Raw genomic sequence first — 23,753 nt, 5'->3', positions numbered from 1 at the left:
CGCTTCCTGGCCGTCGGACAGGCACGCGAAACGCCCAGCGTCCCCCGAGCGGCTCTTCCAAATCAGACCCGGCGAACGGCCATCGAGCCGTTGGTGCCGCCGAAGCCGAACGAGTTGGACAGGCCTACCTCGATCTTCATCTGCCGCGCCTCGTTGGCGCAGTAATCCAGATCGCATTCCGGATCTTGATTGAAGATGTTGATCGTGGGCGGCGACACCTGGTTGTAGACGGCCAGGGTCGTAAACACCGCCTCGATGCCACCGGCCGCGCCGAGCAGGTGCCCGGTCATGGACTTGGTCGAGTTGACCACCAGCTTCTTGGCGTGATCGCCAAAAGCCAGCTTCAAGGCATCGGTTTCGTTCTTGTCGCCCAGGGGCGTCGAGGTGCCGTGAGCGTTGACGTACTGGACGTCTTCCAGGTTCAGGCCGCCGTTACGCAGCGCATTCACGATGCCACGACGCGGACCGTCCTTGTCGGGGGCCGTGATGTGGTGCGCGTCCGAGCTCATGCCATAGCCGGCAAATTCACCATAGATGCGCGCGCCGCGCTTCTTGGCGTGCTCGTACTCTTCCAGCACCAGTACACCCGCGCCCTCGCCCAGCACGAAGCCGTCGCGGTCGCGGTCCCAGGGACGCGATGCCGTCTGAGGATCGTCATTGCGGGTCGACAAAGCGCGCATGGCGGCAAAACCGCCGATGCCAAGCGGCGACACGGTCGATTCCGCTCCGCCGGCTACCATCACGTCGGCATCGCCGTACTCGATCAGGCGGGCGGCATCGCCAATGCAATGCAGGCCGGTGGTGCAAGCCGACACGACGGCGTAGCTCGGCCCCTTCATGCCATAGGCGATGGACAAGTGCCCCGAGATCAGGTTGATCAGCGAACCCGGCACGAAGAACGGCGAAATGCGACGCGGCCCCTTGGACAGGTATTCGACCTGCGTTTCCTCGATGCGCGGCAAGCCGCCGATGCCGGAGCCCACGATCACGCCGATGCGTTCCGCGTTGGCTTCGGTAACTTCCAGGCCGCTGTCACGCCATGCCTGCATCCCTGCTGCCAGGCCGTAATGGATGAAGGTATCCATCTGGCGGGCTTCCTTGGCCGAGATATAGGTGCTGATGTCGAAGTCTTTGACTTCGCCAGCAATATGCGTGGTGATGGCCGAGGGATCGAAACGGGTGATGCGGCTGATGCCAGAACGTCCGTTGACGATATTGTCCCAAGCGGTGGTCAAGTCGTTCCCGACGGGAGAAACGATACCCAGGCCAGTGATGACGACACGTCGCTTCACGGATGACTCCTCAAACAGACAAAAGAAAGGCGGTTTTCGGGATGCGCTGCACGTGCGGCCCACGCGAAAGCGGGTCGGGCATTACAACGCCCTTCCCGCACGCGGACCACACGGCAAATTCCTGAAACCGCCCCGATTTCCCGGTTGGCCCCGACTTGCGTCGCGAGGCAACCAGAAGGGTAAAAGCCCAGCTTACTGCTTGCCGTGCGAATTGATGTAGTCAATCGCTTGTTGCACGGTCGTGATCTTTTCGGCCTCTTCGTCGGGGATCTCGGTCTCGAATTCGTCTTCGAGAGCCATGACCAGTTCGACCATGTCGAGCGAATCGGCACCGAGGTCGTCAAGGAAGGAGGATTCGTTCTTGATCTCGGCTTCGTTGACGCCAAGTTGTTCAGCGACGATCTTCTTGACGCGCTGTTCGATGCTTTCCATGCAGATCTCCAATTGGGAAAAATCCCGCGAATTATAGCCAAGCGCTGAGATTTGCGACGCCTGGCCGTGACAAAAATAACACCGCGCACTTGATCTGTCGCCGGGAATGGCGCAGGAAACCGGTGTGCGGCGTTTCCGGTTGAATCTCGCGTTGCCTGGCCGGTTGTCCGGCGGCGGCACGGCAGCCTGGGCCGCCTACGCGCGATCCGTGATTTATTGCATGTACATCCCGCCGTTGACGTGCAGGGTCGTGCCGGTAATGTAACCCGCCTGCGGCCCGGACAAAAACGCCACTGCGTGGGCGATGTCCGCGGGCGAACCCAGGCGGCCGAGCGGAATCTGCTGCAGCAGGGCCGCAGTTTGATTTTCGCCCAACGCGCGCGTCATGTCGGTATCGATGAAACCCGGTGCGACGCAGTTCACGGTGATGTTGCGGCTGCCCAGCTCGCGCGCCAGGGCGCGGGACATGCCTGCCACGCCAGCCTTGGCGGCCGCGTAGTTGGCCTGGCCGGGATTGCCGCTGGAACCCACCACCGACGTAACGTTGATGATGCGTCCCCAGCGAGCCTTCATCATGTTGCGCAATACGGCGCGCGACAGACGGAAAACCGAAGCCAGGTTGGTGTCGATGACAGCCGACCAGTCGTCGTCCTTCATGCGCATTGCGAGCGTATCACGGGTGATGCCGGCGTTATTGACGAGGATGTGCGGACCGCCGCCTTCCTTGCCCAGCGTGTCGATCAGCGCGTCGCATGCAGCGGCGTCGGTCACGTCCAGCACCACGCCGCGGCCGCCGAACGGGGCCAGCGCTTCGGTGATGGCGGCAGCGCCCGATTCGGACGTGGCGGTGCCGACGACCGTGGCGCCGCGCGCGGCCAGTTCCTGCGCGATGGCGCGGCCGATGCCGCGCGTGGCGCCGGTCACCAGCGCGATCTTGCCCTGCAGTTCGATCGAGGTGTTGTCCATGTTCTTAATTTCCGTTGACGGCGGCCAACGCTGCTTCAAGCGAAGCAGGATCGGTAATGGCCATGCCCGTGAGTTCGGGGTCGATGCGCTTGGTCAAGCCGGCCAGCACCTTGCCGGGACCGCATTCGATGACGTGCGTGACGCCCTGCGCTTTCATCGCGCGCAGGGTTTCAACCCAGCGCACAGGATGCCATGCCTGGCGCACCAGCGCATCCCGGATTGCCCCGGGGTCTGCGGGCGAAGCCACATCGACGTTGTTGATCACTTGCACCTGCGGCGCGGACACGGCCACGCCAGCCAACGCGCCAGCCAGCACTTCGGCGGCGGGCTTGAGCAGGCTGGAGTGGAACGGCGCGGATACCGGCAGCAGCAGCGCCCGCTTGGCGCCCGCGGCCTTGGCGGCCTCGCAGGCGCGCTCGACAGCAGCCTTGTGGCCGGCGATCACGACTTGAGCAGGCGCGTTGAAATTCACGGCCTCGACGACCTCGCCCTGAGCGGCGGCCTCGCAGGCAGCGCGCACGGCATCGTCGTCCAAGCCCAGGATGGCGGCCATCGCGCCCGTGCCCACCGGCACGGCGGCCTGCATCGCATCGGCGCGCACGCGCACCAGGCGCACGGCGTCTTCAAGCGCGAGCGAACCCGCTGCCGTCAGCGCGGAATACTCGCCCAGGCTGTGACCGGCCACGACATCGGGCTTGCGGCCGCCCGCGGCACACCAGGCCTCATACATCGCGACAGCGGCGGTCAGCATGGCGGGCTGCGTATTGGTGGTCAGGTTGAGTTGTTCCGCGGGACCTTGCGCAATCAGCGCGCCCAGGTCCTGCCCAAGCGCCTGTGAGGCCCGCGCCACGGTGTCCGTGACGGCCGCAACGCCAGACCAGGCGTCCAGCATGCCGACAGCTTGGGAACCTTGGCCAGGAAAGACAAAAGCGATTTTCATGATTGACCGTATGGATTGATTCAGTGTCTGTGTGGAATGCCAGGCACATCGTTCCGGCGGCTGCGGCGGGTACGCCGCGCCACGCCGGACCGCGCCCTTACATGCGGGCCAGTACCGAGCCCCAGGTGAATCCGCCGCCCACACCTTGCATCAGAATCAGCTGACCCGGCTTGACACGGCCATCGCGGCGCGCGGCGTCCAAGGCCAGCGGCACGCTGGCCGCAGAGGTGTTGGCGTGGCTGTCGACGGTTACGACGACCTTCTCGACCGGCACGGCAAGCTTGCGCGCCAGGAAATTCAGGATGCGCACGTTGGCCTGGTGCGGAATCAGCCAGTCGACATCGGCGATCTCCACGCCCGCTTCGGCGCAGGTATCACGCGCGGAACGGTCCAGCACGGTGACGGCCTGTTTGAACACGGCCTGCCCGTCCATGCGCAGGAACGGATCGCCGGTGACGTCACCGTACGCGACGTTGCCCGCGGCGTTCAGGATCTTGGCCTGGCTGCCGTCGGCGTGCAATTGCGCGGCCAGGATGCCGGGCTTGTCGGAAGCCTTGAGCACCACGGCGCCGGCGCCGTCGCCGAACAATACGCAGGTGGAGCGGTCGTTCCAGTCCAGGATGCGCGAAAAGACTTCAGCGCCGATGACCAGCGCGCAGCGCGCCCGGCCGGCGCGGATGAAGCTGTCGGCGGTGGTCATCGCATAGACGAAACCGCTGCACACGGCCTGCACGTCGAATGCCGCCGACCCCTTGGCGCCCAGGTTGGATTGCACGATGCAAGCGGTGCTGGGGAAGACGAAATCGGGAGTCGAGGTGGCCAGGACGATCAGGTCGATGTCCGAGGCCTCCACGCCAGCGTCGGCCAGCGCGCGGCGCGCGGCCTCGGTGGCCAATTGGCTGGTCGTGACGCCGCGTTCGGCCAGATGGCGCTGGCGGATGCCGGTGCGCTCGACGATCCATTCGTCGGAAGTGGCGATGTCGCGCGTCGCCAGCTCCGCCGCCAGTTCGTCATTCGAAACCACGCGTTCCGGCAAGAAGCTGCCGGTGCCCGCGATCACGGAATATTTCATTGCGGTATCCATCAAGCGGTGTCCCCAGCCACGTTTGGCAACGGCGCCGTAGGGCCCCCGCCAGATTGAACGCGCTTGGTAATCTGAGCGACCGTCTCAGCGGTGCGCTCCAGCAGTTTACTCACTACGGCTTCGCGGGCGCGCTGCAACGCAAAACCATAGGCGTAGACATCCGCGGAACCATGGCTCTTGATGACCACGCCGCGCAAGCCCAGCAACGCGGCGCCGTTATAGCGCCGGTTGTCGACGCGGGTGCGCAGGCGGTTGAGCACCGGCTTGGCCACCGCGCCAGCCAGCAGCGTGATCAGATTGCGTTTGAACTCTTCGCGAATGACGCTGGACAACATCTTCGCCAGTCCTTCGACGGACTTGAGCACGACGTTGCCGACGAAACCGTCGCAGACGACGACGTCGACCGTACCCTTGAATATGTCATTGCCTTCCACGTTGCCGTAGAAGTTGAGCGGGCTGCTCCGAAGAAGCTCGGCGGCTTCCTTGACGACTTCGTTGCCCTTGATGACCTCTTCGCCGATATTGAGCAAGCCCACCGACGGGCGCTCACGATGGTCGACCGCCTGCGACAGCGCGGCGCCCATGATGGCGAATTGGAGCAGGTGCTCGGCCGTGCAGTCCACATTCGCGCCCAGGTCCAGCACCGTGGTGGCGCGGCCCGTCTGGTTCGGAATGGACGTGGCGATCGCGGGGCGGTCTATGCCGTCCAGCGTCTTGAGCACATAGCGTGAAATGGCCATCCACGCGCCGGTATTGCCTGCGGAAACGCAGGCGTCGGCGCGCCCGTCCTTGACGGACTGGGCGGCCAGGCGCATGGAGGAGTCTTTTTTGCGGCGCAGGGCGACCTCGACCGGGTCGTCCATGGTGACGACTTCGGAAGCCGCCACGATTTCAATGCGATCACGCGCCACGCCGCGGTGCTCGGAGAGCGCCGCTTCGATGGCGTCGGGAAGCCCGACCAGCAATAGCCGGGTATCCGGAAATTGCCGGGCGAACTCGATCGCAGCCGGAATCGTGACGGGCAGACCGAAGTCTCCGCCCATACAGTCTATGGCGATGCGTATCACGGGTGCCAGGTATCAGCGCTCAGCCGAAATGGTCCGAGTACGAGTTCGGCCCGGAGGCCTTATTCGTCGGCCTTGGTCTTCAGGACCTTGCGGCCACGGTAAAAGCCGTTGGGGCTGATGTGGTGACGCAGATGGGTTTCGCCCGTGTTGGGTTCGATCGCCGTCGGCGGGTTCACCAGAAAATCGTGTGCACGGTGCATACCGCGCTTGGACGGGGACTTCTTGTTTTGTTGAACGGCCATGATGACTCCTAGAAACGGGGCGCATTGTACGCGATGCGGCCCGATGTTGATCTCAATCTTTGTGCTTCAGTTGTTCCAGCACCGCAAACGGCGACGGACGCTTGACAGCGGGCTCCTCGGGAGAAGCTTCGCTGACCTTGGCCAGCGCGCCCGGGCATACATCATGCTTGGGCACATACGGAACGCTCAGAATGAGCTCATCTTCGACCTGGGCCAGCAGGTCAAAATGATGCGAACCCACCACCTTTTCAGGCAGGTTGGACACAAAACCATTTCCTTCTTCGTCTTCGTCGTCCTCGCCGGATGCATCCCCGTAGGAAGCATCGTCGTCGAGATCGGCCTCGGACTTGACCAGCTGCAAAAGGACTTCGCTGTCGATCGGAAACACGAACGGCTCATTGCACCGCTGGCACACCAGCACAGGATTCGCCTGTATATGGAGATGCAACAGCGGCCGACCCAGCATCAGGCCGGATTTGCCGATTTCGCCACGCACGGACCACGTCACGAGTCCGGCATCGCCCTGCGGTTGTTCGGGCAGCCCGTCAACCACGCGCGTAAGCCGCACAAGAGGTATGGTTCCTTGCGCTTCCTTGCCCATCTGGGCAAATGCGTAGGCATCGATGCGCTTGATTTTCAGTCCTTTGCATTCGCGGGAAAAATTCGGGGGCGTCTATGCAGCTCTTTACTTCTCGCCAGCCGCAGCTACTTGCCACATGCTTAGCCGCATACACACCACCTGCATGGCGCTCTTAGAGTCTGCCTAAGCAGTCCGCCCTTAAGCGGTCCGCCCTTAAAGCAGTCTGCTTAGCAGTCTGCTTTATAAAGCGTCGGCCAAAGCCTCTCAGAGCGCGGGGCTCGCGCCCGCTCATGCAAAAATCCCGCAAAACGTTAGATAATACTGTGACTTACGTATTAACGTCAAATATCGCATGCCTTCAAAACCCAGCCTGATCCTCGCGTCCAGCTCGCGTTACCGCAAAGAACTGCTGTCCCGCCTGCGCCTGCCGTTCACGGCCATTTCTCCCGATGTAGACGAAACGCCACAATCCGGCGAAACCCCCGAAGCCTTGGCGCTACGCCTGTCCGTGGCCAAAGCCATGGCGGTCGCCGCCAACCACCCCGGCAGCATCGTGATCGGCTCGGACCAGGTGGCCACGGTGGACGGACAGCCTATCGGGAAACCGGGAGATTTCCCGCGCGCCCTGGCGCAATTGCGGGCCCTGTCGGGTCAGATCGTGGAATTCCACAGCGCTTTGGCGGTCACCGACGGCCAGAGGGTGGAAAAAGCCGACATTGTCACGCGCTGCCGTTTCCGCCAACTGACGGACCGCGCCATCGAAGCCTATCTGCGCGCCGAAGAACCCTACGATACCGCAGGCAGCGCCAAGGCGGAAAGCCTGGGCATCGCCCTGATGGAAAGCATCCAGAGCGATGACCCCACGGCCATCATCGGCCTGCCCCTGATCGCGCTGACCGGCATGCTGGCGCGTTTCGGCCTGGACCCGCTGGACGCCCCGGGGGCCGCGGCATGAGCGGCGCGCTGCACCTGATACCGGTCGGACTGGGAGAAGCCCCGCCCGAACGCTGGCTTCCGGCCGAGGTCCGCGCCCTGGCAGGCCGGCTGGATACTTACATCGCTGAAAACGCCAAGACCGCCCGCGCCTTCCTCAAGCTGATCGGCACCACCCGGCCGCTGCAGGAAATCACGATCCACACCCTGAGCGACAAGGTCGACGCCGCCCAGATCAAGACTTGGCTGACGCCGGCATTGAGCGGCGCGGAAATCGGCCTGGTTTCCGAGGCCGGCTGCCCCGCCGTCGCGGATCCGGGCGCCAAGGTCGCGGACGCCGCCCACCGACTCGGCATCACCGTGAAACCCTGGGTCGGCCCCTCCTCCATCCTGCTGGGCCTGATGGCCAGCGGCCTGGACGGACAGCGCTTCGCCTTCCATGGCTATGCGCCGGTGGACCCGGCGGAACGCGCCAAGCAGCTGCGGGCCTGGGAGCAGCATTCGGCCAAGCACAACCAGACCCAGTTGCTGATCGAGACCCCCTACCGCAACGCCGCCATGTTCGCGACGCTGCTGACCAGCCTGAAGGGCGACACCAAGCTGTGCGTGGCCCGCTCGGTCACCACCGCGGACGAATGGATCGTCACGCGTAGCGTGGCCGACTGGAAAAAGCAGCCGGCGCCCCAGCTCGACAAGCTGCCCACCCTGTTCCTTTTCCTGGCGCGCTGAACCATGCGCCACCTGATTCTTGCGCCGCTTGCCGCGGCCATCCTGGCGGGATGCGCCGCGCGCGGCCCTGCCGGTCTGGACCTGGACACCTCGGTCACTGCCGTCAGCCAGGCCAGCCGGGTTCGCAGCATCGTCCTGCACTACACCAGCGTTGATGACGCCCGCTCGATGGAATTGCTCTCCAAGGGCAAAGTCAGCGCCCATTACCTCGTGAACGAGGCGGGCCGCGTCTACCGGCTGGTCGACGAGAACCGCGCCGCCTGGCACGCCGGCGCCAGTTCCTGGTATGGCAACATCGCCATGAACAGCACCTCCATCGGCATCGAGATCGTCAACCCGGGCTGGACGGAGGGGACGGACGGCAAGCCTGTCTGGCACCCCTATGACGAACGGCAACTGCGCGCCCTGACCATACTGCTGCGCGACATCGCACAACGGCATGGCATCGCGCCCGAGAACGTGGTGGGCCATAGCGATATCGCGCCCCAGCGCAAGGTCGACCCCGGCCCTCTTTTCCCGTGGAAAATGCTGGCCGAAGCCGGAATCGGACGCTGGTATGACGAAAGCGGAGCCGCCGCGCATCTCGCGCGCCTGCAGGTCCAAGGCATCCCCGACGTGGCATGGTTCCAGAAGCAACTGGCGCGGCTGGGCTACGCCTGCCCGCAGGATGGCACGCTGGACCCGGCGACGATCGGCGCGCTGGCAGCCTTCCAGATGCATTACCGGCCAGCGCTATACGACGGCCAACCCGACGCGGAAACCGCCGCCATCATGCTGGCGATGCTGTAAAGCCGGGCAGGGCTAGCGCCGGCTGCGCAGCCACACAACCAACCGCCAGCCCAGCAACAGCGCCAGCACAGCGGCGTAAAGCGCAGGTTGCGCCAGATCGTTCTTGCCAGCCTTGTGCCACCAATAATGCAGCACCGCCAGCAGGCCGATGGCATAGATGGCACGATGCAAGGTCTGCCAGCGCTTGCCCAGCTTGCGCATGGCCCATTGCGTAGAGGTGGCCGCCAGCGCGGTCATCAGCACGAACGCCGCGAATCCCACGGTGATAAAGGGACGCTCACCGACGTCGCGCAGCATAGCCGCCGGGTCGAAGCCGCGATCCCACCAGACCCAGGCCATGAAATGCATGAAGCCATAGAAAAAGGCGAACAGCCCGCACATGCGGCGCAAACGCACCAGCGCGGGCTGGCCGGTGATCCGGCGCAGCGGCGTAATGGCCAGAGTCACGAGCAGACAGACCAGGGTCCAGGTACCCGATGAGCGGGTCAGGAACTCGACGGGATTGGCCGTCAGCCCGTTATTCATGCCCAACCAGATCCAGCGCGCGAAAGGCGCCAGCCCCAACAGGAACAGGAATGGCTTGAAGCGCCCCACCGTCTTGGCGGAAAGCGCCGTCTTGCGTGGCGGCGCGGCCGAAGCCGCCCGCGGGGTGCCGTCAGGCATGGAATCGCCTCAGTAGTTCGCCTTCAGATCCATGCCCTGGTAGAGCGAGGCCACCTGCTCGCCATAGCCGTTGAACATCAAGGTCTTGCGCTTCGGCGAGAACAAGCCGTCTTCACCTATGCGGCGCTCGGTGGCCTGGCTCCAGCGCGGGTGAGGCACATCCGGGTTCACGTTGGCATAAAAGCCATATTCCTGTGGCGCGGCCTTGATCCAGGACGACACGGGCGGCTTTTCCACCAGGCGGATCTTCACCAGAGACTTGGCTGACTTGAAGCCGTACTTCCAGGGCACTGCCAGCCGCAGCGGCGCGCCGTTCTGGTTCGGCAATACCTTGCCGTAGACCCCAAAAACCAGCATGGCCAGGGGATTCATGGCCTCGTCGATGCGCAAGCCCTCCACGTAGGGCCACTCCAGGATCGCCGCCCGCACGCCCGGCATGTTCTCGCGCTGCACGGCAGTCACGAATTCCACATACTTGGCGTTGCCCGTGGGCTCGACCTGCTTGAGCAGCGCAGACAGGGAATAGCCCACCCACGGAATCACCATGGACCAACCCTCGACACAGCGCAGCCGATAGACGCGTTCTTCCATCGGCGCCAGCTTGAGCAGCTCTTCGATCGAGAAGACACGCGGCTTGCCGACCTCCCCCTCAACGCTTACGCTCCAGGGGCGTGTCTGCAACTTGCCCGCATTCGCGGCGGGATCGTCCTTATCCACGCCGAACTCGTAGTAATTGTTGTACGAAGTGACATCGGCCAGGGAAGTCTGCTTGTCCATGACGCTCAGGGCGGCATTGGCCTTGCCCGGCAAGGCGCCAGCTTCCTGGGCGTGCGCACTGCGCATGGCCCATCCCGGCAAGCCCGCGGCAGCCGCAACCATCCCGGCGCGCAACATCAGTTCTCGGCGCGAGCGCCAGACGGCCTCGGAGGTGATCTCGGAGGGAAGAATATCGTCGGGCTTGCGTATCAACATCATGGTCTCCGGTCTGGCACCCGCCTAGTCATGGGCGCACCTGCGCAAGCCATGGACGCCGCGCCGCCCCATGATATTCCGCAGCGGCGAGCAATTGCGGGTATTTCCTATAGACCTGCGCCAGCGGCGGGCGTTCCACGCCCAGCGGTGATCAGACCCGCGGAAGCAACCACTCGCGCACTTTCGGCACGCTGTCCAGCACCGCCTGGGGCGAGCAACCCTCAAGTTCCTTCAGGGTATGCGCGCCGTAGGTGACTCCCAGGCCGTGCACGCCGGCGTTAATCGCCATCTGCAGGTCGTGCGAGGTATCGCCCACCATGACGACGCGATCCGGATCCACGTCCAGCTCCTGCATCAGTTCGTGCAGCATGGCGGGGTGAGGCTTGCTGAAGGTTTCGTCCGCGGTCCGGGTCGCGTCGAACAGCGGGCCCAGGCCGGTGGCGGCCAGGGCGCGGGTCAGGCCCACTCGGCTTTTACCGGTGGCCACCGCCAGGCGCACGTTCTGCCCCGCCAGCTCAGCCAGGAGTTCCTGCACGCCCTCGAACAGGCGCAGTTCCGGGTCGCGCAGCAGATAGTGCGTGCGGTAGCGCTCCAGGAAGCGCGGCAGCATTGCCTGCGTCAGTTCCGGCACCGCTCGGCGCAGGGCGCTTTCCAGGGACAGACCGATCACCCAGCTGGCGTCGGAAGCCGAGGGCACCGCCAGACCCAGGTCGCGGCAGGCGCCCTGGATGGCGGCCACGATGCTGTGCGTGGAATCCATCAGGGTGCCATCCCAGTCAAAGACGACCAGCGAATACGACATAATCAGACCGACTCCAGTTGTTTCAGTATTTTCCGGCAAGCTGGGGGCAGCTCGGCGGTAAGCGTCAGCGGCTCGCCCGTCACCGGGTGGGCCAAGGTCAATTGATGGGCGTGCAGGAACATCCTGCCAAAGCCCATGCGCGCAAAATGCGCCCGCACCTCGTCGTGGCCGTACTTGTCGTCGCCCACGATGGGAAAGCCGCTGGCGGCCAGGTGTACCCGGATCTGGTGGGTTCGGCCGGTGCGCAGCTCGGCGTCGACCAGACTATAGCCACCAAACCGCTGCTTGAGGGTGACGATGGTGTGCGCCGACTGACCGTCCGGATCCACCTTGACGCGCCGCTCTCCGGACTGGGTGGTCCACTTGGACAGACCCAGCTTGATGTGCTGACGGTCGTTGACCCAATCGCCCTCGACCAGGGCCAGATAGTGTTTGTCCCCTTTTCCTTCGCGCAGCATGGCGTGCAGCGCCAGCAAGGCGCTGCGCTTCTTGGCGACCATCAGGAGGCCCGAAGTCTCGCGGTCCAGGCGATGGACCAGTTCCAGAAACTTGGCGCCAGGCCGCGCCGCACGCAATTGCTCGATTACGCCGAAGGACACCCCGCTCCCGCCGTGGACCGCCACGCCGGCGGGCTTGTCCACCACCAGCAGCGCCTCGTCCTCGAAAACCACCGGAAACTCCGCGCCAGGCACCGGACGGGGCTTGCCCGGATCGGGCAGCCGCAGGGGCGGAACACGGACCACGTCTCCTTCAGCGACCCGGTAGTCGGCTGAAGTGCGTCCCTTGTTTACGCGCACCTCACCGCCGCGGATCGCTTTGTAGATATGGGTTTTGGGGACGCCCTTGCACAGACGCGCCAGGTAGTTGTCCAGGCGCTGGCCGGCATGCTCGGCGTCGACTTCCACCAGCCGGACGGCAGGGGGAGCTTTAGAGGGGGATTTCGAGGAGGAAGTTTCTTTGCGCATTGCGGAAAGCGACATATAATCGGGACAGCCTAAAGGGGCTGAACTAGCCGCCTGACGTAGAGATGCAACTGTACGCAACTCCGTCGAGCGCGCGGGCCGCCATTGTACTGCCTGCTTATTCAACCCCTGGGGTCATTTGGTCGCCGGCGCAACCGCGCCCTGCCGGATAGTGGTGTGGCATTCATTTTGCCCGCTGTCCCAGCAGGTCCGTTGCATGCCGCAAGCGGCTCTGAAGCACCGCAAGAATCGTCGCATATTTAAAGCACCAGCTGCGTGTGGGCAACCAATCCGACCGCAACTGCCGTTCACAGCACTTTTCCGTCAAACCACATTCAGTGAAGCTGACCCTCCTGCTGACAGAACCCCGTGCCCCACGGCACGACGTGCCCGCCTGACCCGCGGCGGATACGCCTGGGCGCCGCCCAGGTACGGTCCGCAACTCTTGCCCGCTTCAGCCCGCAGCCCGAGTGACCCGAGGTCACGCGCCGATATCGGCGCGTCATGACAACGGAGAACCCCTCTCATGAAGCGCATGCTGTTCAATGCGACGCATCAGGAAGAATTACGCGTCGCTATCGTCGATGGGCAAAAACTCATCGACCTCGACATCGAGACTGCCGGCCGCGAACAACGCAAAGGCAATATCTACAAAGGTGTCATCACCCGGATCGAACCCGGCCTCGAAGCTTGCTTCGTCAACTACGGTGAAGACCGTCACGGTTTCCTGCCCTTCAAGGAAGTGGCCCGCAGCTACTTCAAGGAAGGCGTGGATGTCCGCAGCGCCCGTATCCAGGACGCCCTGCGCGAAGGCCAGGAACTGATCGTCCAGGTCGAAAAAGAAGAGCGCGGCAACAAGGGCGCCGCCCTGACCACGTTCATCTCGCTGGCTGGCCGCTACCTGGTCCTGATGCCCAACAACCCCCGCGGCGGCGGTGTATCGCGCCGCGTCGAGGGCGAGGACCGCCAGGAACTGCGCGACACCATGGAGCAGCTCGACCTGCCCCAGGGCATGAGCATCATTGCCCGCACCGCCGGCATCGGCCGCAACGTCGAAGAACTCCAGTGGGACCTGTCCTACCTGTTGCAGCTCTGGACGGCCATCGACGGCGCCGCGCGCGACAACTCCGCGCCCATCCTGATCTACCTGGAATCCAGCCTGGTCATCCGGGCCATCCGTGACTACTTCTCCCCGGAAATCGGTGAAATCCTCATCGATACCGACGAGATCGCCGACCAGGCCACGGCCTTCATGAGCGTGGTGATGCCGGACAACGTCCAGCGCGTCAAACGCTACCGCGACGATATTCCGCTCTTCTCGCGCTTCCAGATCGAACACCAGATCGAAACGGCCTACTCGCGCACGGTGCAATTGCCCTCGGGCGGCGCCATCGTTATCGACCACACCGAAGCCCTGGTTTCCGTGGACGTCAACTCGGCCCGTTCCACCCGCGGCGCCGACATCGAAGAAACCGCGCTGCGCACCAATTCGGAAGCAGCCGACGAAGTGGCCCGCCAATTGCGCCTGCGCGACCTGGGCGGCCTGATCGTCATCGACTTCATCGACATGGAGGACAGCAAGAACCAGCGCGCCGTCGAACAGCGCCTGCGTGATGCCCTCCATTTCGACCGCGCCCGCGTCCAGATGGGCAAGATTTCGCGCTTTGGCCTGATGGAACTGTCGCGCCAGCGCCTGCGCCCCGCCCTGAACGAAGGCTCGCACATCACCTGCCCGCGCTGCAACGGCACCGGCGTGATCCGTGACGCCGAGTCCAGCGCCCTGCACGTGCTGCGCCTGCTGCAAGAAGAAGCAATGAAGGAAAACACCGCCGCCGTGCACGCCCAAGTGCCGGTCGACGTGGCCACCTACCTGCTGAACGAAAAGCGCGCCGACATCACCAAGATGGAGGCCCGCCTGAAGGTCAACCTGATGCTGATCCCCAACAAGCATCTGGAAACGCCGCACCACCACATCGAACGCCTGCGCCACGACGATCCGCGCCTGGAAGAAGTGAAGACCAGCTTCGAACTGGTTGAAGCTCCGGCCACGGACGCCCCCTGGCAGCCTCGCGAGCACGAAATCAAGTCGCGTCCCGAAGCGCTGGTCAAGGGCATCACGCCCTCGCAGCCCGCTCCGGTTTCGACGCCCGCTCCCGCCGCACCGGCCCCCGCTCCGGCGGCCACCGGCGGCCTGGGCGGCCTGTTCAAGCGCCTGTTCGGCTGGCTGGGCGGCGGCGCCGACACGGCCAAGCCCGCCCCCGCCGCCCAGGAAGACAGCGCCAAGCGTGCGAACTCCGGCCGCGGCAAGGGCCGCAGCAGCCATGATGGCCAGGAACGCCGTGGCGAACGCCACGGTTCGGACCGCAACCGCAACCGCCGCGGCGAATCGCGCGGCGAAGGCGCCGAGGGCAGCGAAGGCGGCCGTCACCACGTGCGCGGCAACCGGCGCGCCGAAGGCGAACGCCAAGAGCGCACGGATCGCCACAACCGCAACGAAGCCCGCGGCGAACGCGATACCCAGCCTACGCACGCCGCCCTGGCGTCCAACCGTCCCGAGCAGGCCGCGGAAGTCGGTGCCGAGGACAGCGGCGCCGGCCGCAACCGCCGCCGCGGCCGTGGCCGCAATCGGCGCGAAGAAGGTCAGTCCGACGCTCCGATGAGCGAACAGGAAAGCATGGTCGCCGCCCTGGCCCAGACCGTCGCTACCGCCCTGCCCGAGACCAAGCCTGCCGCTGAAGCAGCCCCGGTCGTGGCCGAGACCGCCGACACCGCTGAGCAAACCGCCGATGGCGTGCCCTCGGTGGAAGGCGCCGAAGGCGCAGCCGATCCCGAACGCAAGCGCCGCCGCCGCCGCAGCCGCCGTGGCCGCCGCAGCCAGGAAGAAGCAGGCTTGGCCGGCAGCGACGAGCAGCAGGATGATGGCGCCGACGACGACAGCGCCGACCAGTCGGAAGAAGCTGTCGCCCAGCCCGTCACGACGGCCGCGACCGCCGAGCAAGCCGTGGAACCCGCCCAGGCTCAACAAGCCGAGACCGTCCCGGCGCAAGCCCAGCAGACCGAAGCCGCGCCGGTTGAACCCGCCAAGGTTGCCGAGGCTCCCGTTCAGGCCCTGCAGGCAGAACCCGTCCAGGCCGAAGCCGTGCAAGCGGTCGAGCCGGTGGCCCAGCCCGTGCAGACCGCCGCGCCTGAAGTGACGCAGCCGATCGCCGTGCAGGCCGCCAGCGAGGTGTCCGCCCCCGCCGCGTCCGAACAGGCGCCGGTGGAAGCTGCCGCCGTCGAGCCCGTGGTTGCTCCTGTCCCGGCCCCCGCGCCCGCACCGGTCGCCCAGGAAGCGGTTGCCGCAGCGCCCGCGCCCGCGGCGCCCGCCAGCCAGCCCATCGTGGTGCCGGCAGCCGCGCCGTCCGCCAAGGCGCAAGCCTTGCATGACGTGGTGAACGCCGCTGGCCTGCAGTGGGTGGAAACCGATCCGGACCGCCACGCACAGACCCAGTTGCGCATCGCCGCCGCGCATACGCCGGTCCGTCTGGGCCGCGAGCGCAAGCCCGTTGCCCCCGTTTCCAACGAACCCTTGGTTCAGGTCGAAACGCGCCACTAAACCCCAGGCCCGCAAGGGCTTGTGGCTGCAGTAGCCTGCCACCCCGGAAGCTGGACACTGATCCGGCGCCGGGGTGTTTTTCATGGCGGACCTGGGGCAGCCGCGCCCAAGCCTGCCCCATCGGATCCATCCCTGCTGTTCAGTCCCCTTCTATTGGGTCAGCAGGCAGGTTGAGCGCCAGTCCCGCCTCCTCGACGAAAGCCTCCGCCAACGCCGAATGCGGCATATGCCTCGCCCAGATAATCCCCATGCGGCGCAACGGTGCGCGCCCGGGCAAAGGCACGCGCTTGACGCGCCGGCTGTCCAGCCAATCCGGCGCCCAGTCTGGCACCAGCGACACTCCCAGCCCTTCCGACACCATGCAGGCGATACCCATCAGGCCGTCGACCTCCAGGCGTTCGCGCGGCACGATGCCATGCTGCCGCAGGTATTGGTCCGCCAGGCGGCCTCCCCAGACGTTGCGGTCGTATCGGATGAAAGGCTGGGTGCTCATCAGCTCGTGCGCATCATTGCTCACGGTATCGGGCGGCGCCAGCACTACCAGCGGCTCTTCCGCCACCAATTTCCAGGCGTAGCCCTTGGATAGGTTGAATTGGGGCTTGACGATGAAGGCTGCGTCCAGGTCGCCATTGATCACGCGGTGATACAGGTGATTGGAAGTGCCGGGTTCCACGAATACGGCAAGTTTGGGCAGGCGGCGGTAAAGACGCGCCAAGACCGTGGGCATGATGCCGGTCAGCGCCGACACCGACACTCCCAGGCGAAGCTCGCCCAGCGGTGCATCGTCGCTTGCGCTGGCGCGCAGATCCCGCACCTCGCGCAGCACGCTGCGGGCCCGCTCCAGCACCTTCAGCCCCGCCTCGGTGGCCTTGACGCTGCGGCCCACGCGCTTGATCAGGATGGCGCCCAGTTCTTCTTCCAAGGTGCGCACACGCGCGGCGATCGCGGCCGGGGTCAGGTCCAGTCTGCGAGCCGCCTCCGCCAGCGATCCGCTCTCGACGACCGACACAAAGCTCTGCACATACCGAGTATCCACTGCGCCCCCCTTTTTCTATATGCACGGTTTGCGCCAGGGCAAACCACAACAATTTTATGGATTGAAGCAATTAAACAGCAGATGTTCATCGGCCGGTTCGATGCCAGAATCAGATGTTGTTGGCGCGCCGCCATGGCGCGTCTTCCCCATCCATCCGACTGCGAGTACAGATCATGAGCACCCAAGCCAGCATTCCCGGCGTTTTTTCTCCGGTCCTGACGCCGTTCGACGAAGCCTATCGCCCGGCACTGGGACGCTACGTGAAGCATTGCCGCTGGCTGCGCGAACAATCGGTCGGCCTGGCCATTTTCGGAACCAATTCGGAAGCAAACTCGCTGGCTTTGTCCGAAAAGCGCAGCCTGCTAGACGCCTTGCTGGAAGCCGGCGTGGAGCCCTCCGCGTTGATGCCCGGCACGGGGGCCTGCGCGCTGCCTGACGCGATCGAACTGACACGCCATGCCGTGCACAGCGGCAGCATGGGCGTGCTGGTCTTGCCGCCCTTCTATTACAAGGGAGTGAGCGACGAGGGCCTGTTCCGCTACTACGCCGAACTGATCGAAGGTGTGGGCGACGACAGACTGCGCATGTACCTGTACCACATCCCGCCCGTGAGCCAGGTACCCTTGAGCCTGGACCTCATCGACCGCCTGCTGGACCGCTATCCCGGCCAGGTCGCGGGCGTAAAGGACAGCGGCGGAGACTGGAACAATACCGCCGCCATGATCGAACGCTTTGCGCCGCGGGGCTTTCAGGTCTATGCCGGCAGTGAAGCATTCCTGCTGCAGACCCTGCGCGCGGGCGGCGTGGGCTGCATCACCGCCACCGGCAACGTCAATCCGGGCCCCATCGTCGCGCTCCAGCAGCGCTGGCAGGAGGCAGACGCCGACGCCCGCCAGGCTGGGCTGAACGCGACCCGCAATGTGTTCGGGAAGTTCCCCATGATTCCCGCAATGAAGGCCGCCATCGCCTGGAAGTCCGGCGATCCCGCCTGGGCGACGGTGCGCCCGCCGCTGGTGGAACTGAACGCCGAGCAACGCTCCGCCCTGCAAGCCGCCCTGAACGACAACGGCTTTGACATGCCGGGCGCGGACTCGTTGGCCGACAACTGATCCAACCCGCCCGCAGGTACGCCAGTACCTGCGGGACAGGACGGTAGCCCTGTGCCGCGGGGTGGGCCTTAGCTCACCACGCCGATGTTCCAGGGCACGAATTCGTGGTCGCCCAGTCCCAGGAGCTCGCTTTTGCTTCGGGTGCCGGAGGCCACCAGCAGGATTTCCTCGAAGATCCGCTGCGCCACCTCTTGCAGAGTGGCCGTGCCATCCAGGATGTCGCCGCAATTGACATCCATGTCTTCCGTCAGCCTTTCATACATCGGCGTATTGGTCGCCAGTTTGATCGACGGCACGGGCTTGGCGCCGAACATCGAGCCTCGACCGGTGGTGAAACAAATCATATTGGCGCCCCCGGCGATCTGGCCGGTCGCGGACACGGGATCGAAGCCCGGCGTATCCATGAAGACCATCCCGGGCTGCCGCACCGGTTCCGCGTAACGGTACACCTCCATCAACGCCGTCGTGCCGCCTTTCATCGAGGAGCCGAGTGACTTCTCGAAGATGTTGGCCAATCCGCCCATCTGATTACCGGGGCTGACCTTGCCGTTGATCTGCACGTCCCGCCCGGGAGAATACTCTTCCTTCCACCATCGGATGCGCTGCACCAGTTTCTCGCCGACCTCGCGGTTCCGGGCTCTCGACGTCAACGTATGCTCCACGCCGTAGATCTCAGGCGTTTCAGACAGAATGGCGGTACCGCCATGGCGCACCAGGATGTCCATGGCCGCACCCAATGCCGGATTGGCGGTAATGGAAGAGAATCCGTCCGAGCCGCCGCACTGCAGTCCTACCGTGAGATGACTCGCCGGTACCGGCACGCGCTCGACATTGTTGGCCTCGGGCAGCAGCGCCCGCACGGCGGCGACGCCCGCCTCGATGGTCTTCCGAGTGCCGCCGGTCTCCTGCATGATGAACGTCTTCAGGCGCGCGCCCGCCTCCAGCCCCTGGTCCTTGAGCAAGGCATCCAGCTGGTTGCGCTCGCAGCCCAGTCCAACAATCAGCACCGCCGCGAAATTGGCGTGGCAGGCATAGCCGCCCATCGTCCGGCGCAACAGATCCATGGGTTCACCCGACATTTCCATGCCGCAGCCCATGCCATGGCTCAATGCCACCACGCCATCCACATTGGGATAAGCGGCCATCAACGCCGGCGTGAAGGCCTCGGCGATGCGGTGTACTACCGTCGCCGAACAGTTGACGGTCGCCATGACTCCTATGTAGTTGCGCGTGGCGACCTGGCCGTTGGCGCGCACGATGCCGAGAAAGCGCGCCTGCTCGGACTCGGGCAGGATGGGTGTGGGCACGTAATCGCGGGCATGCGCATAGTCGCGGTCGAATTCCTGGAAATCCATATTGTGCGAATGGACGTAGGTGCCCGCCGGGATGTCGTTTGCCGCGAAGCCTATGCACACGTTGTACTTGAGTATGGGCTCGCCTGCGCGCAGGTCGCGCGCCGCGATCTTGTGCCCGGCCGGAATCTGGCTGCGGCTGACGATGCCTTCGGAAGGCACGGCCATCCCTATGCTGATAGGCACGCGAGCCACCACGACGTTGTCCGCGGAATGCAGCCGGATGACAGGGCCGGCAGCGCGCTTTTCTGTGAAATCGATCATGTCTTGCTCTCGTATGGATGAACGGATGCCCGGCCGAGGACGCTCGCGCGCGGGCGGGCCGGCTATTCGGGTTTGATGCCTATGTCGCGGATCAGGACGGACCAGCGCGGCAACTCCGCGCCCACGAAGCGCGTGAAGGTCTCGGAGTCGCTGCCCACGACCGTGAATCCCTGCTCGCTCAGCTTGGCCTGCATGTCGCTCTGCTCCAGGGCGGCGCGAATGGAATTGGAGAGTTTGCCCACCACGGGTTTGGGAGTGTTTGCCGGCGCGAAAACGCCATACCAGGTGGACACCTCGAAGTCCTTGAAGCCCGACTCGGCCAGCGTCGGGATCGTCGGCGCCTTGGGATCCCGCTTCAGGCTGGTAATGGCCAGCGGCCGGACCTTGCCCGAATTGATGTGCGGCAGCGCCACCGGCAGGTTGGCGAACATGTACGGTACATGCCCGCCCAGCACGTCGGCCATGGCCGCCGATTCGCCTTTGTAGGGCACGTGCGTGACCTTGGTGCCCACCATGTGCGCGTATAGTTCCCCGGCGATATGTTGTGGCCCCCCTTGGCCGGAAGAGGCGTAGCTCACCGCGCCATCGCCCGCCTTGCGGATGTGCTCGGTGAGTTCCTGCACGGTTTTCGCTTCGACCAGTGCCGGGTTGACGACCAGTATCAGGGGCATGGTCACGACCTGCGACACTGGCGCGAAGTCCTTTTCAGGCTTGAACGGCAGGGAGGGGAACAGGGACGGAGCGACCACCATGGTGGATTGCGATCCCAGGAACAGCGAATAACCATCGGCTGGCGAACGCGCGACGTTGTCGGCAGCAATGGTGCCGGTGGCGCCAGCCCGGTTTTCCACGACCACCTGCTGCCCCAGGCTTTCGGCCATCTTGGCACCCACCAGGCGCGCCACGATGTCCGCGCCGCCTCCGGGAGCAAAGCCCACCACCATGCGCAGCGGCTTGTTGGGAAACTCCTCGGCCATGACGGCGGACGCGCCGCTGGACAACGCAAGGGCCAAGCAGACGGCGGGGGCCATGCGCGCCAGGCGACGCGCGGGCGTACAGGGGTAGTTCATGTGTTGGTCTCCGTCGGCCGCCGTCTCTTCCCTCCCCCCCGCGCGGCCATGGGCGCGACGGAGAGGCCAGGCCTAGGGGCGGCCATTGTGTGTGTTGGGCAATGCCAGGGCATTCTGGCGATTGCATCCCTTACCAACAAGTATGTGTACACACCGTCAGAACATAATATTTTTATGTTCTTGAATCGAATCAGATCCCGAACGGCAGAACGGGGCGGCGGCCGCCAAAAAAAAATCCACCCCGGTGGGGGTGGATCTGTGTGTGTGGCGCACCCGCGGGCGGCGCCATGCGCGCATCAACGCGCCGGGGATCAGAACTGGTAGGTGTAGGTCAGCTGCACCACGTCCAGGCCGGGATTCGGGCGTTTGATGCTGGCGTTCGAAAAGTGGGAATAGCGCACGCCGATGCGATTGTTCGGCGTCACGAGAAAGCCCATGCCGATGTGATCGCCAAACTGGAAGGCCGTGCTGATGTTCTCGTCGGCGAAACGCGTGCTGGAAAAGAGCGTGGCGCCAATACCCGCTTCAATGTAGAAGCGCTCGCCGGTCCACCAGCGGAACATCGGGATGGCGTTCAGTTGCCAGACATGGCCCGGGGAACGCGAGCCGCTCGCCTTCCAGTACGACGCGCCGAGTTCAGGCGTGAGGTCCAGGCGCCCCCAGTTGCCGCCGAATTGGTACGTCCAGACCGAGGGCGTCTCGTAGTTGATCGTCAGACGCTGGTAGTGGTCTCCAATGCCGTAATGCACGCTGACGCCGCCCTGAGTACCCGTGGACGATTGGGCGCTTGCCAACGACGCGCCAGCAGCCAGCGCAAGCCCCAAAAGGCCGGTAAGCATCTTCTTCTTGGTCAACTGCATTGGGAAACTCCGTAGATTTCAATCCTAGTACGCAACATAGCAAAATCCGGGCCGGACGGCTCCCGCTTTGTCGCACGCAGGCAACATCGCGGATGGAAAACACTGTTCCGCAAAACAAGCGTCACACGGGCTCCCAGTCCATACGAAAATGCCGCCGGGAGCCCGATGCCGCCGGCGGCATTTCTGCCACTATCTGCCCTACCCGCGCATGGGCTGGATCACCAGGCCCTCAGGCCGCGGTGACGACATCTGCCGGCTGGTTGGTCAGCAAGGCAAGCAGACGGGCAATTTCTTCGCGCAGCTGGCGGCGATCGACGACCATGTCGATGGCGCCCTTCTGCAGCAGGAATTCGGCGCGCTGGAAGCCTTCCGGCAGTTTTTCGCGCACGGTCTGTTCGATCACGCGCGGACCGGCAAAGCCGATCAGCGCCTTGGGTTCAGCGATGACCACGTCGCCCATGAAGGCGAAGCTGGCCGATACGCCACCCATGGTCGGGTCGGTCAGGACGCTGATGAACGGCAGGCCGGCCGCCGACAGACGCGTCAGCATGGCGTTGGTCTTGGCCATCTGCATCAGCGACAACAGGCTTTCCTGCATGCGTGCGCCGCCCGAGGCGGCCACGCAGATGAAAGGCGTCTTGTTGTCCAGGGCGGCCTGGGCGCCGCGCGCAAAGCGCTCGCCCACCACCGAACCCATGGAACCGCCCATGAATTCGAATTCGAAGCAGGCCAGGGTCGCCGGCACGCCACGGATGGAGCCGCTCATGACCACGAGCGCATCGGTCTCGCCGGTTTGCTTGACTGCTTCCTGCAGGCGCTCGGGATACTTGCGCGTGTCCTTGAACTTCAGCGTGTCGACCGAACGCGTGGTCTGGCCGATCTCGACGCGGCCCTCCACGTCCAGCAGCGAATCGATGCGGGCGCGGGCCCCGATGCGCATGTGGTGGTCGCACTTGGGGCAGACGTGCAGATTGGCCGCCAGGTCTTCGCTGTACAGCACCGATTCGCACGACGGGCATTTCACCCAAAGGCCTTCGGGAACGCGGCGGGCGCCGCTATCGCTGGTTTTGTTGATGCGAGGAGGCAGGAGTTTTTCGATCCAGCTCATTGATTATTCATCCCGTTTGAGGTCACGCCCGCCGCTCAGGCCGACGCGCTTTCTCGTTTTACTTGATCCAGCGCTTGCCGGATGGTGCGCAGCCAGCCGCTGGCGGCGGTGACTGCAGCGTCGGTTTTCTGGGCCGCGGGGGCATCCGCCGCCGCCTGCTCCATGGTTTCAATCAGTTTGCTGCCGATCACGACGGCATCCGCCGCGCGCGCCACGCGTTGGGCGCTTTCGGCGTCGCGGATGCCGAAGCCCACGCCGACCGGAATATCGCGCACATGGCGGCGGATCACGGCCAGCCGCTCGGCGACGTCATCGGTATTCAGCGAGCCCGCGCCGGTGACACCCTTGAGCGACACGTAGTACACGTAGCCCCGCGCTACTTGGGCGACGGCTTTGATGCGCGCTTCCGTCGACGTGGGCGCCAGCAGGAAAATGGGCGCAATGCCGTGTTCGCCCAGCGTGGCGGCGAACTCGACGACTTCTTCGGGCGGATAATCCACCACCAGCACGCCGTCCACGCCAGCCTGCTCGGCGCGGCGCGCAAACTCCGCCTGGCCCATGCGTTCTATCGGGTTGGCATAGCCCATCAACACCACGGGAGTGGAGGCGTCGCCCTGGCGGAACTCACCCACCAGCTCCAGCACGCGGGCCAGGCCCACGCCCTGAGCGATGGCCCGATCGGCTGCGCGCTGGATCACCGGACCGTCGGCCATGGGATCGGAGAACGGTACGCCCAGCTCGATGACATCGGCGCCGGCCTCGACCAGCGCGTGCATCAGGGGGACGGTCGCGGCAGGCGAAGGGTCGCCGGCGGCAATGTAGGGAATCAGCGCCGCGGCGCGGCCGGATTCGGCGGTGCGCGCAAAAGCGGCGGCGATACGATCGATGCGAGTGGTCATGGACGGG

At 64.9% G+C, this 23,753-nt stretch carries 23 protein-coding genes; 5 read left to right on the top strand and 18 right to left on the bottom strand.

Annotated elements, in window-relative coordinates; translation table 11 throughout:
* Nucleotides 1-62: 62 nt before the first annotated feature.
* The 8 genes from fabF to VCS63_RS09880 all read right to left on the bottom strand — a co-directional run bounded on the left by fabF (nucleotide 63) and on the right by VCS63_RS09880 (nucleotide 6,624).
* Entirely contained in the window at nucleotides 63-1,292 is a 1,230-nt protein-coding gene (gene fabF / locus VCS63_RS09915; RefSeq protein ID WP_042792392.1) for a beta-ketoacyl-ACP synthase II, read from the bottom strand.
* A gap of 192 nt (nucleotides 1,293-1,484) precedes the next feature.
* Nucleotides 1,485-1,724: an acyl carrier protein gene (gene acpP, locus VCS63_RS09910; RefSeq protein ID WP_003813816.1), complete on the bottom strand. Its 240-nt coding sequence runs from the start codon at nucleotides 1,722-1,724 to the stop codon at nucleotides 1,485-1,487.
* Nucleotides 1,725-1,937: 213 nt separating this feature from the next.
* Nucleotides 1,938-2,690 (bottom strand): 3-oxoacyl-ACP reductase FabG, encoded by a 753-nt coding sequence (gene fabG, locus VCS63_RS09905; RefSeq protein ID WP_042792391.1) that lies wholly within the window; start codon nucleotides 2,688-2,690, stop codon nucleotides 1,938-1,940.
* 4 nt (nucleotides 2,691-2,694) lie between these two features.
* Nucleotides 2,695-3,630, bottom strand: a complete 936-nt coding sequence (gene fabD, locus VCS63_RS09900) for an ACP S-malonyltransferase (RefSeq protein ID WP_042792390.1) — start codon at nucleotides 3,628-3,630, stop codon at nucleotides 2,695-2,697.
* Nucleotides 3,631-3,727: 97 nt separating this feature from the next.
* Nucleotides 3,728-4,714 (bottom strand): beta-ketoacyl-ACP synthase III, encoded by a 987-nt coding sequence (locus VCS63_RS09895; RefSeq protein ID WP_042792389.1) that lies wholly within the window; start codon nucleotides 4,712-4,714, stop codon nucleotides 3,728-3,730.
* Nucleotides 4,714-5,781: a phosphate acyltransferase PlsX gene (gene plsX / locus VCS63_RS09890; protein WP_042792388.1), complete on the bottom strand. Its 1,068-nt coding sequence runs from the start codon at nucleotides 5,779-5,781 to the stop codon at nucleotides 4,714-4,716. Before plsX ends, VCS63_RS09895 begins: the two co-directional genes overlap by 1 nt.
* A 59-nt stretch (nucleotides 5,782-5,840) precedes the next feature.
* Nucleotides 5,841-6,023 carry a 50S ribosomal protein L32 gene (gene rpmF, locus VCS63_RS09885; protein ID WP_042792387.1) on the bottom strand — a complete coding sequence of 61 codons (183 nt, stop codon included), beginning with the start codon at nucleotides 6,021-6,023 and terminating at the stop codon, nucleotides 5,841-5,843.
* Between the two features lie 52 nt (nucleotides 6,024-6,075).
* On the bottom strand, nucleotides 6,076-6,624 hold the full coding sequence (locus VCS63_RS09880) for a DUF177 domain-containing protein (protein ID WP_323879492.1): 549 nt from the start codon (nucleotides 6,622-6,624) through the stop codon (nucleotides 6,076-6,078).
* A gap of 331 nt (nucleotides 6,625-6,955) precedes the next feature.
* On the opposite strand from VCS63_RS09880, the gene VCS63_RS09875 reads away from it, so the two are divergent.
* From VCS63_RS09875 to VCS63_RS09865, 3 genes are read left to right on the top strand one after another with little or no spacing between them, the layout of a single operon-like run.
* Nucleotides 6,956-7,558 carry a Maf-like protein gene (locus VCS63_RS09875; RefSeq protein ID WP_112966480.1) on the top strand — a complete coding sequence of 201 codons (603 nt, stop codon included), beginning with the start codon at nucleotides 6,956-6,958 and terminating at the stop codon, nucleotides 7,556-7,558.
* Nucleotides 7,555-8,265, top strand: coding sequence for an SAM-dependent methyltransferase (locus VCS63_RS09870; protein ID WP_042792385.1), 711 nt, complete (start codon nucleotides 7,555-7,557; stop codon nucleotides 8,263-8,265). Before VCS63_RS09875 ends, VCS63_RS09870 begins: the two co-directional genes overlap by 4 nt.
* 3 nt (nucleotides 8,266-8,268) lie before the next feature.
* Nucleotides 8,269-9,054, top strand: coding sequence for an N-acetylmuramoyl-L-alanine amidase (locus VCS63_RS09865; RefSeq protein ID WP_063642009.1), 786 nt, complete (start codon nucleotides 8,269-8,271; stop codon nucleotides 9,052-9,054).
* Between the two features lie 12 nt (nucleotides 9,055-9,066).
* Here the strand turns inward: VCS63_RS09865 and msrQ are convergent, their stop codons facing one another.
* The 4 genes from msrQ to VCS63_RS09845 form a co-directional block, all read right to left on the bottom strand.
* Nucleotides 9,067-9,717, bottom strand: coding sequence for a protein-methionine-sulfoxide reductase heme-binding subunit MsrQ (gene msrQ / locus VCS63_RS09860; RefSeq protein WP_175199263.1), 651 nt, complete (start codon nucleotides 9,715-9,717; stop codon nucleotides 9,067-9,069).
* A 9-nt stretch (nucleotides 9,718-9,726) separates the two neighbouring features.
* Complete coding sequence (gene msrP / locus VCS63_RS09855; protein WP_063642011.1) at nucleotides 9,727-10,689, bottom strand: protein-methionine-sulfoxide reductase catalytic subunit MsrP; 963 nt, start codon at nucleotides 10,687-10,689, stop codon at nucleotides 9,727-9,729.
* Between the two features lie 151 nt (nucleotides 10,690-10,840).
* On the bottom strand, nucleotides 10,841-11,491 hold the full coding sequence (locus VCS63_RS09850) for an HAD family hydrolase (RefSeq protein ID WP_042792381.1): 651 nt from the start codon (nucleotides 11,489-11,491) through the stop codon (nucleotides 10,841-10,843).
* A gap of 2 nt (nucleotides 11,492-11,493) precedes the next feature.
* Nucleotides 11,494-12,471, bottom strand: a complete 978-nt coding sequence (locus VCS63_RS09845) for an RluA family pseudouridine synthase (RefSeq protein ID WP_088607576.1) — start codon at nucleotides 12,469-12,471, stop codon at nucleotides 11,494-11,496.
* A gap of 508 nt (nucleotides 12,472-12,979) precedes the next feature.
* Between VCS63_RS09845 and VCS63_RS09840 the strand changes: the two genes are divergently transcribed.
* A complete protein-coding gene (locus VCS63_RS09840) occupies nucleotides 12,980-16,048 on the top strand; it encodes an Rne/Rng family ribonuclease (protein ID WP_323879488.1) in 3,069 nt (1,022 codons plus the stop codon).
* 139 nt (nucleotides 16,049-16,187) lie between these two features.
* Here VCS63_RS09840 and VCS63_RS09835 read toward each other — a convergent pair whose 3' ends face one another.
* Nucleotides 16,188-17,084, bottom strand: coding sequence for a LysR family transcriptional regulator (locus VCS63_RS09835; RefSeq protein WP_063642318.1), 897 nt, complete (start codon nucleotides 17,082-17,084; stop codon nucleotides 16,188-16,190).
* 173 nt (nucleotides 17,085-17,257) lie between these two features.
* Between VCS63_RS09835 and VCS63_RS09830 the strand changes: the two genes are divergently transcribed.
* The gene (locus VCS63_RS09830; RefSeq protein WP_063959840.1) at nucleotides 17,258-18,193 is read left to right on the top strand and encodes a dihydrodipicolinate synthase family protein; all 936 of its coding nucleotides are present in this window, start codon (nucleotides 17,258-17,260) and stop codon (nucleotides 18,191-18,193) included.
* A 68-nt stretch (nucleotides 18,194-18,261) separates the two neighbouring features.
* Here the strand turns inward: VCS63_RS09830 and VCS63_RS09825 are convergent, their stop codons facing one another.
* The 5 genes from VCS63_RS09825 to trpA form a co-directional block, all read right to left on the bottom strand.
* Entirely contained in the window at nucleotides 18,262-19,809 is a 1,548-nt protein-coding gene (locus tag VCS63_RS09825; RefSeq protein ID WP_323879485.1) for an altronate dehydratase family protein, read from the bottom strand.
* Nucleotides 19,810-19,871: 62 nt separating this feature from the next.
* On the bottom strand, nucleotides 19,872-20,879 hold the full coding sequence (locus VCS63_RS09820; protein WP_042796834.1) for a Bug family tripartite tricarboxylate transporter substrate binding protein: 1,008 nt from the start codon (nucleotides 20,877-20,879) through the stop codon (nucleotides 19,872-19,874).
* 311 nt (nucleotides 20,880-21,190) lie between these two features.
* On the bottom strand, nucleotides 21,191-21,739 hold the full coding sequence (locus tag VCS63_RS09815; RefSeq protein ID WP_112966487.1) for an acyloxyacyl hydrolase: 549 nt from the start codon (nucleotides 21,737-21,739) through the stop codon (nucleotides 21,191-21,193).
* Nucleotides 21,740-21,968: 229 nt separating this feature from the next.
* Nucleotides 21,969-22,847 carry an acetyl-CoA carboxylase, carboxyltransferase subunit beta gene (gene accD / locus VCS63_RS09810; protein ID WP_042796832.1) on the bottom strand — a complete coding sequence of 293 codons (879 nt, stop codon included), beginning with the start codon at nucleotides 22,845-22,847 and terminating at the stop codon, nucleotides 21,969-21,971.
* 35 nt (nucleotides 22,848-22,882) lie between these two features.
* Nucleotides 22,883-23,746 (bottom strand): tryptophan synthase subunit alpha, encoded by an 864-nt coding sequence (gene trpA, locus VCS63_RS09805; RefSeq protein ID WP_063642017.1) that lies wholly within the window; start codon nucleotides 23,744-23,746, stop codon nucleotides 22,883-22,885.
* Nucleotides 23,747-23,753 lie beyond the last annotated feature (7 nt).

Source organism: Achromobacter sp. D10, assembly GCF_035282245.1.
GTDB lineage: Bacteria > Pseudomonadota > Gammaproteobacteria > Burkholderiales > Burkholderiaceae_B > Achromobacter > Achromobacter insolitus.
Note: the sequence above shows the minus strand (reverse complement) of the source record. Positions and strands in the feature narration are given on the sequence as shown.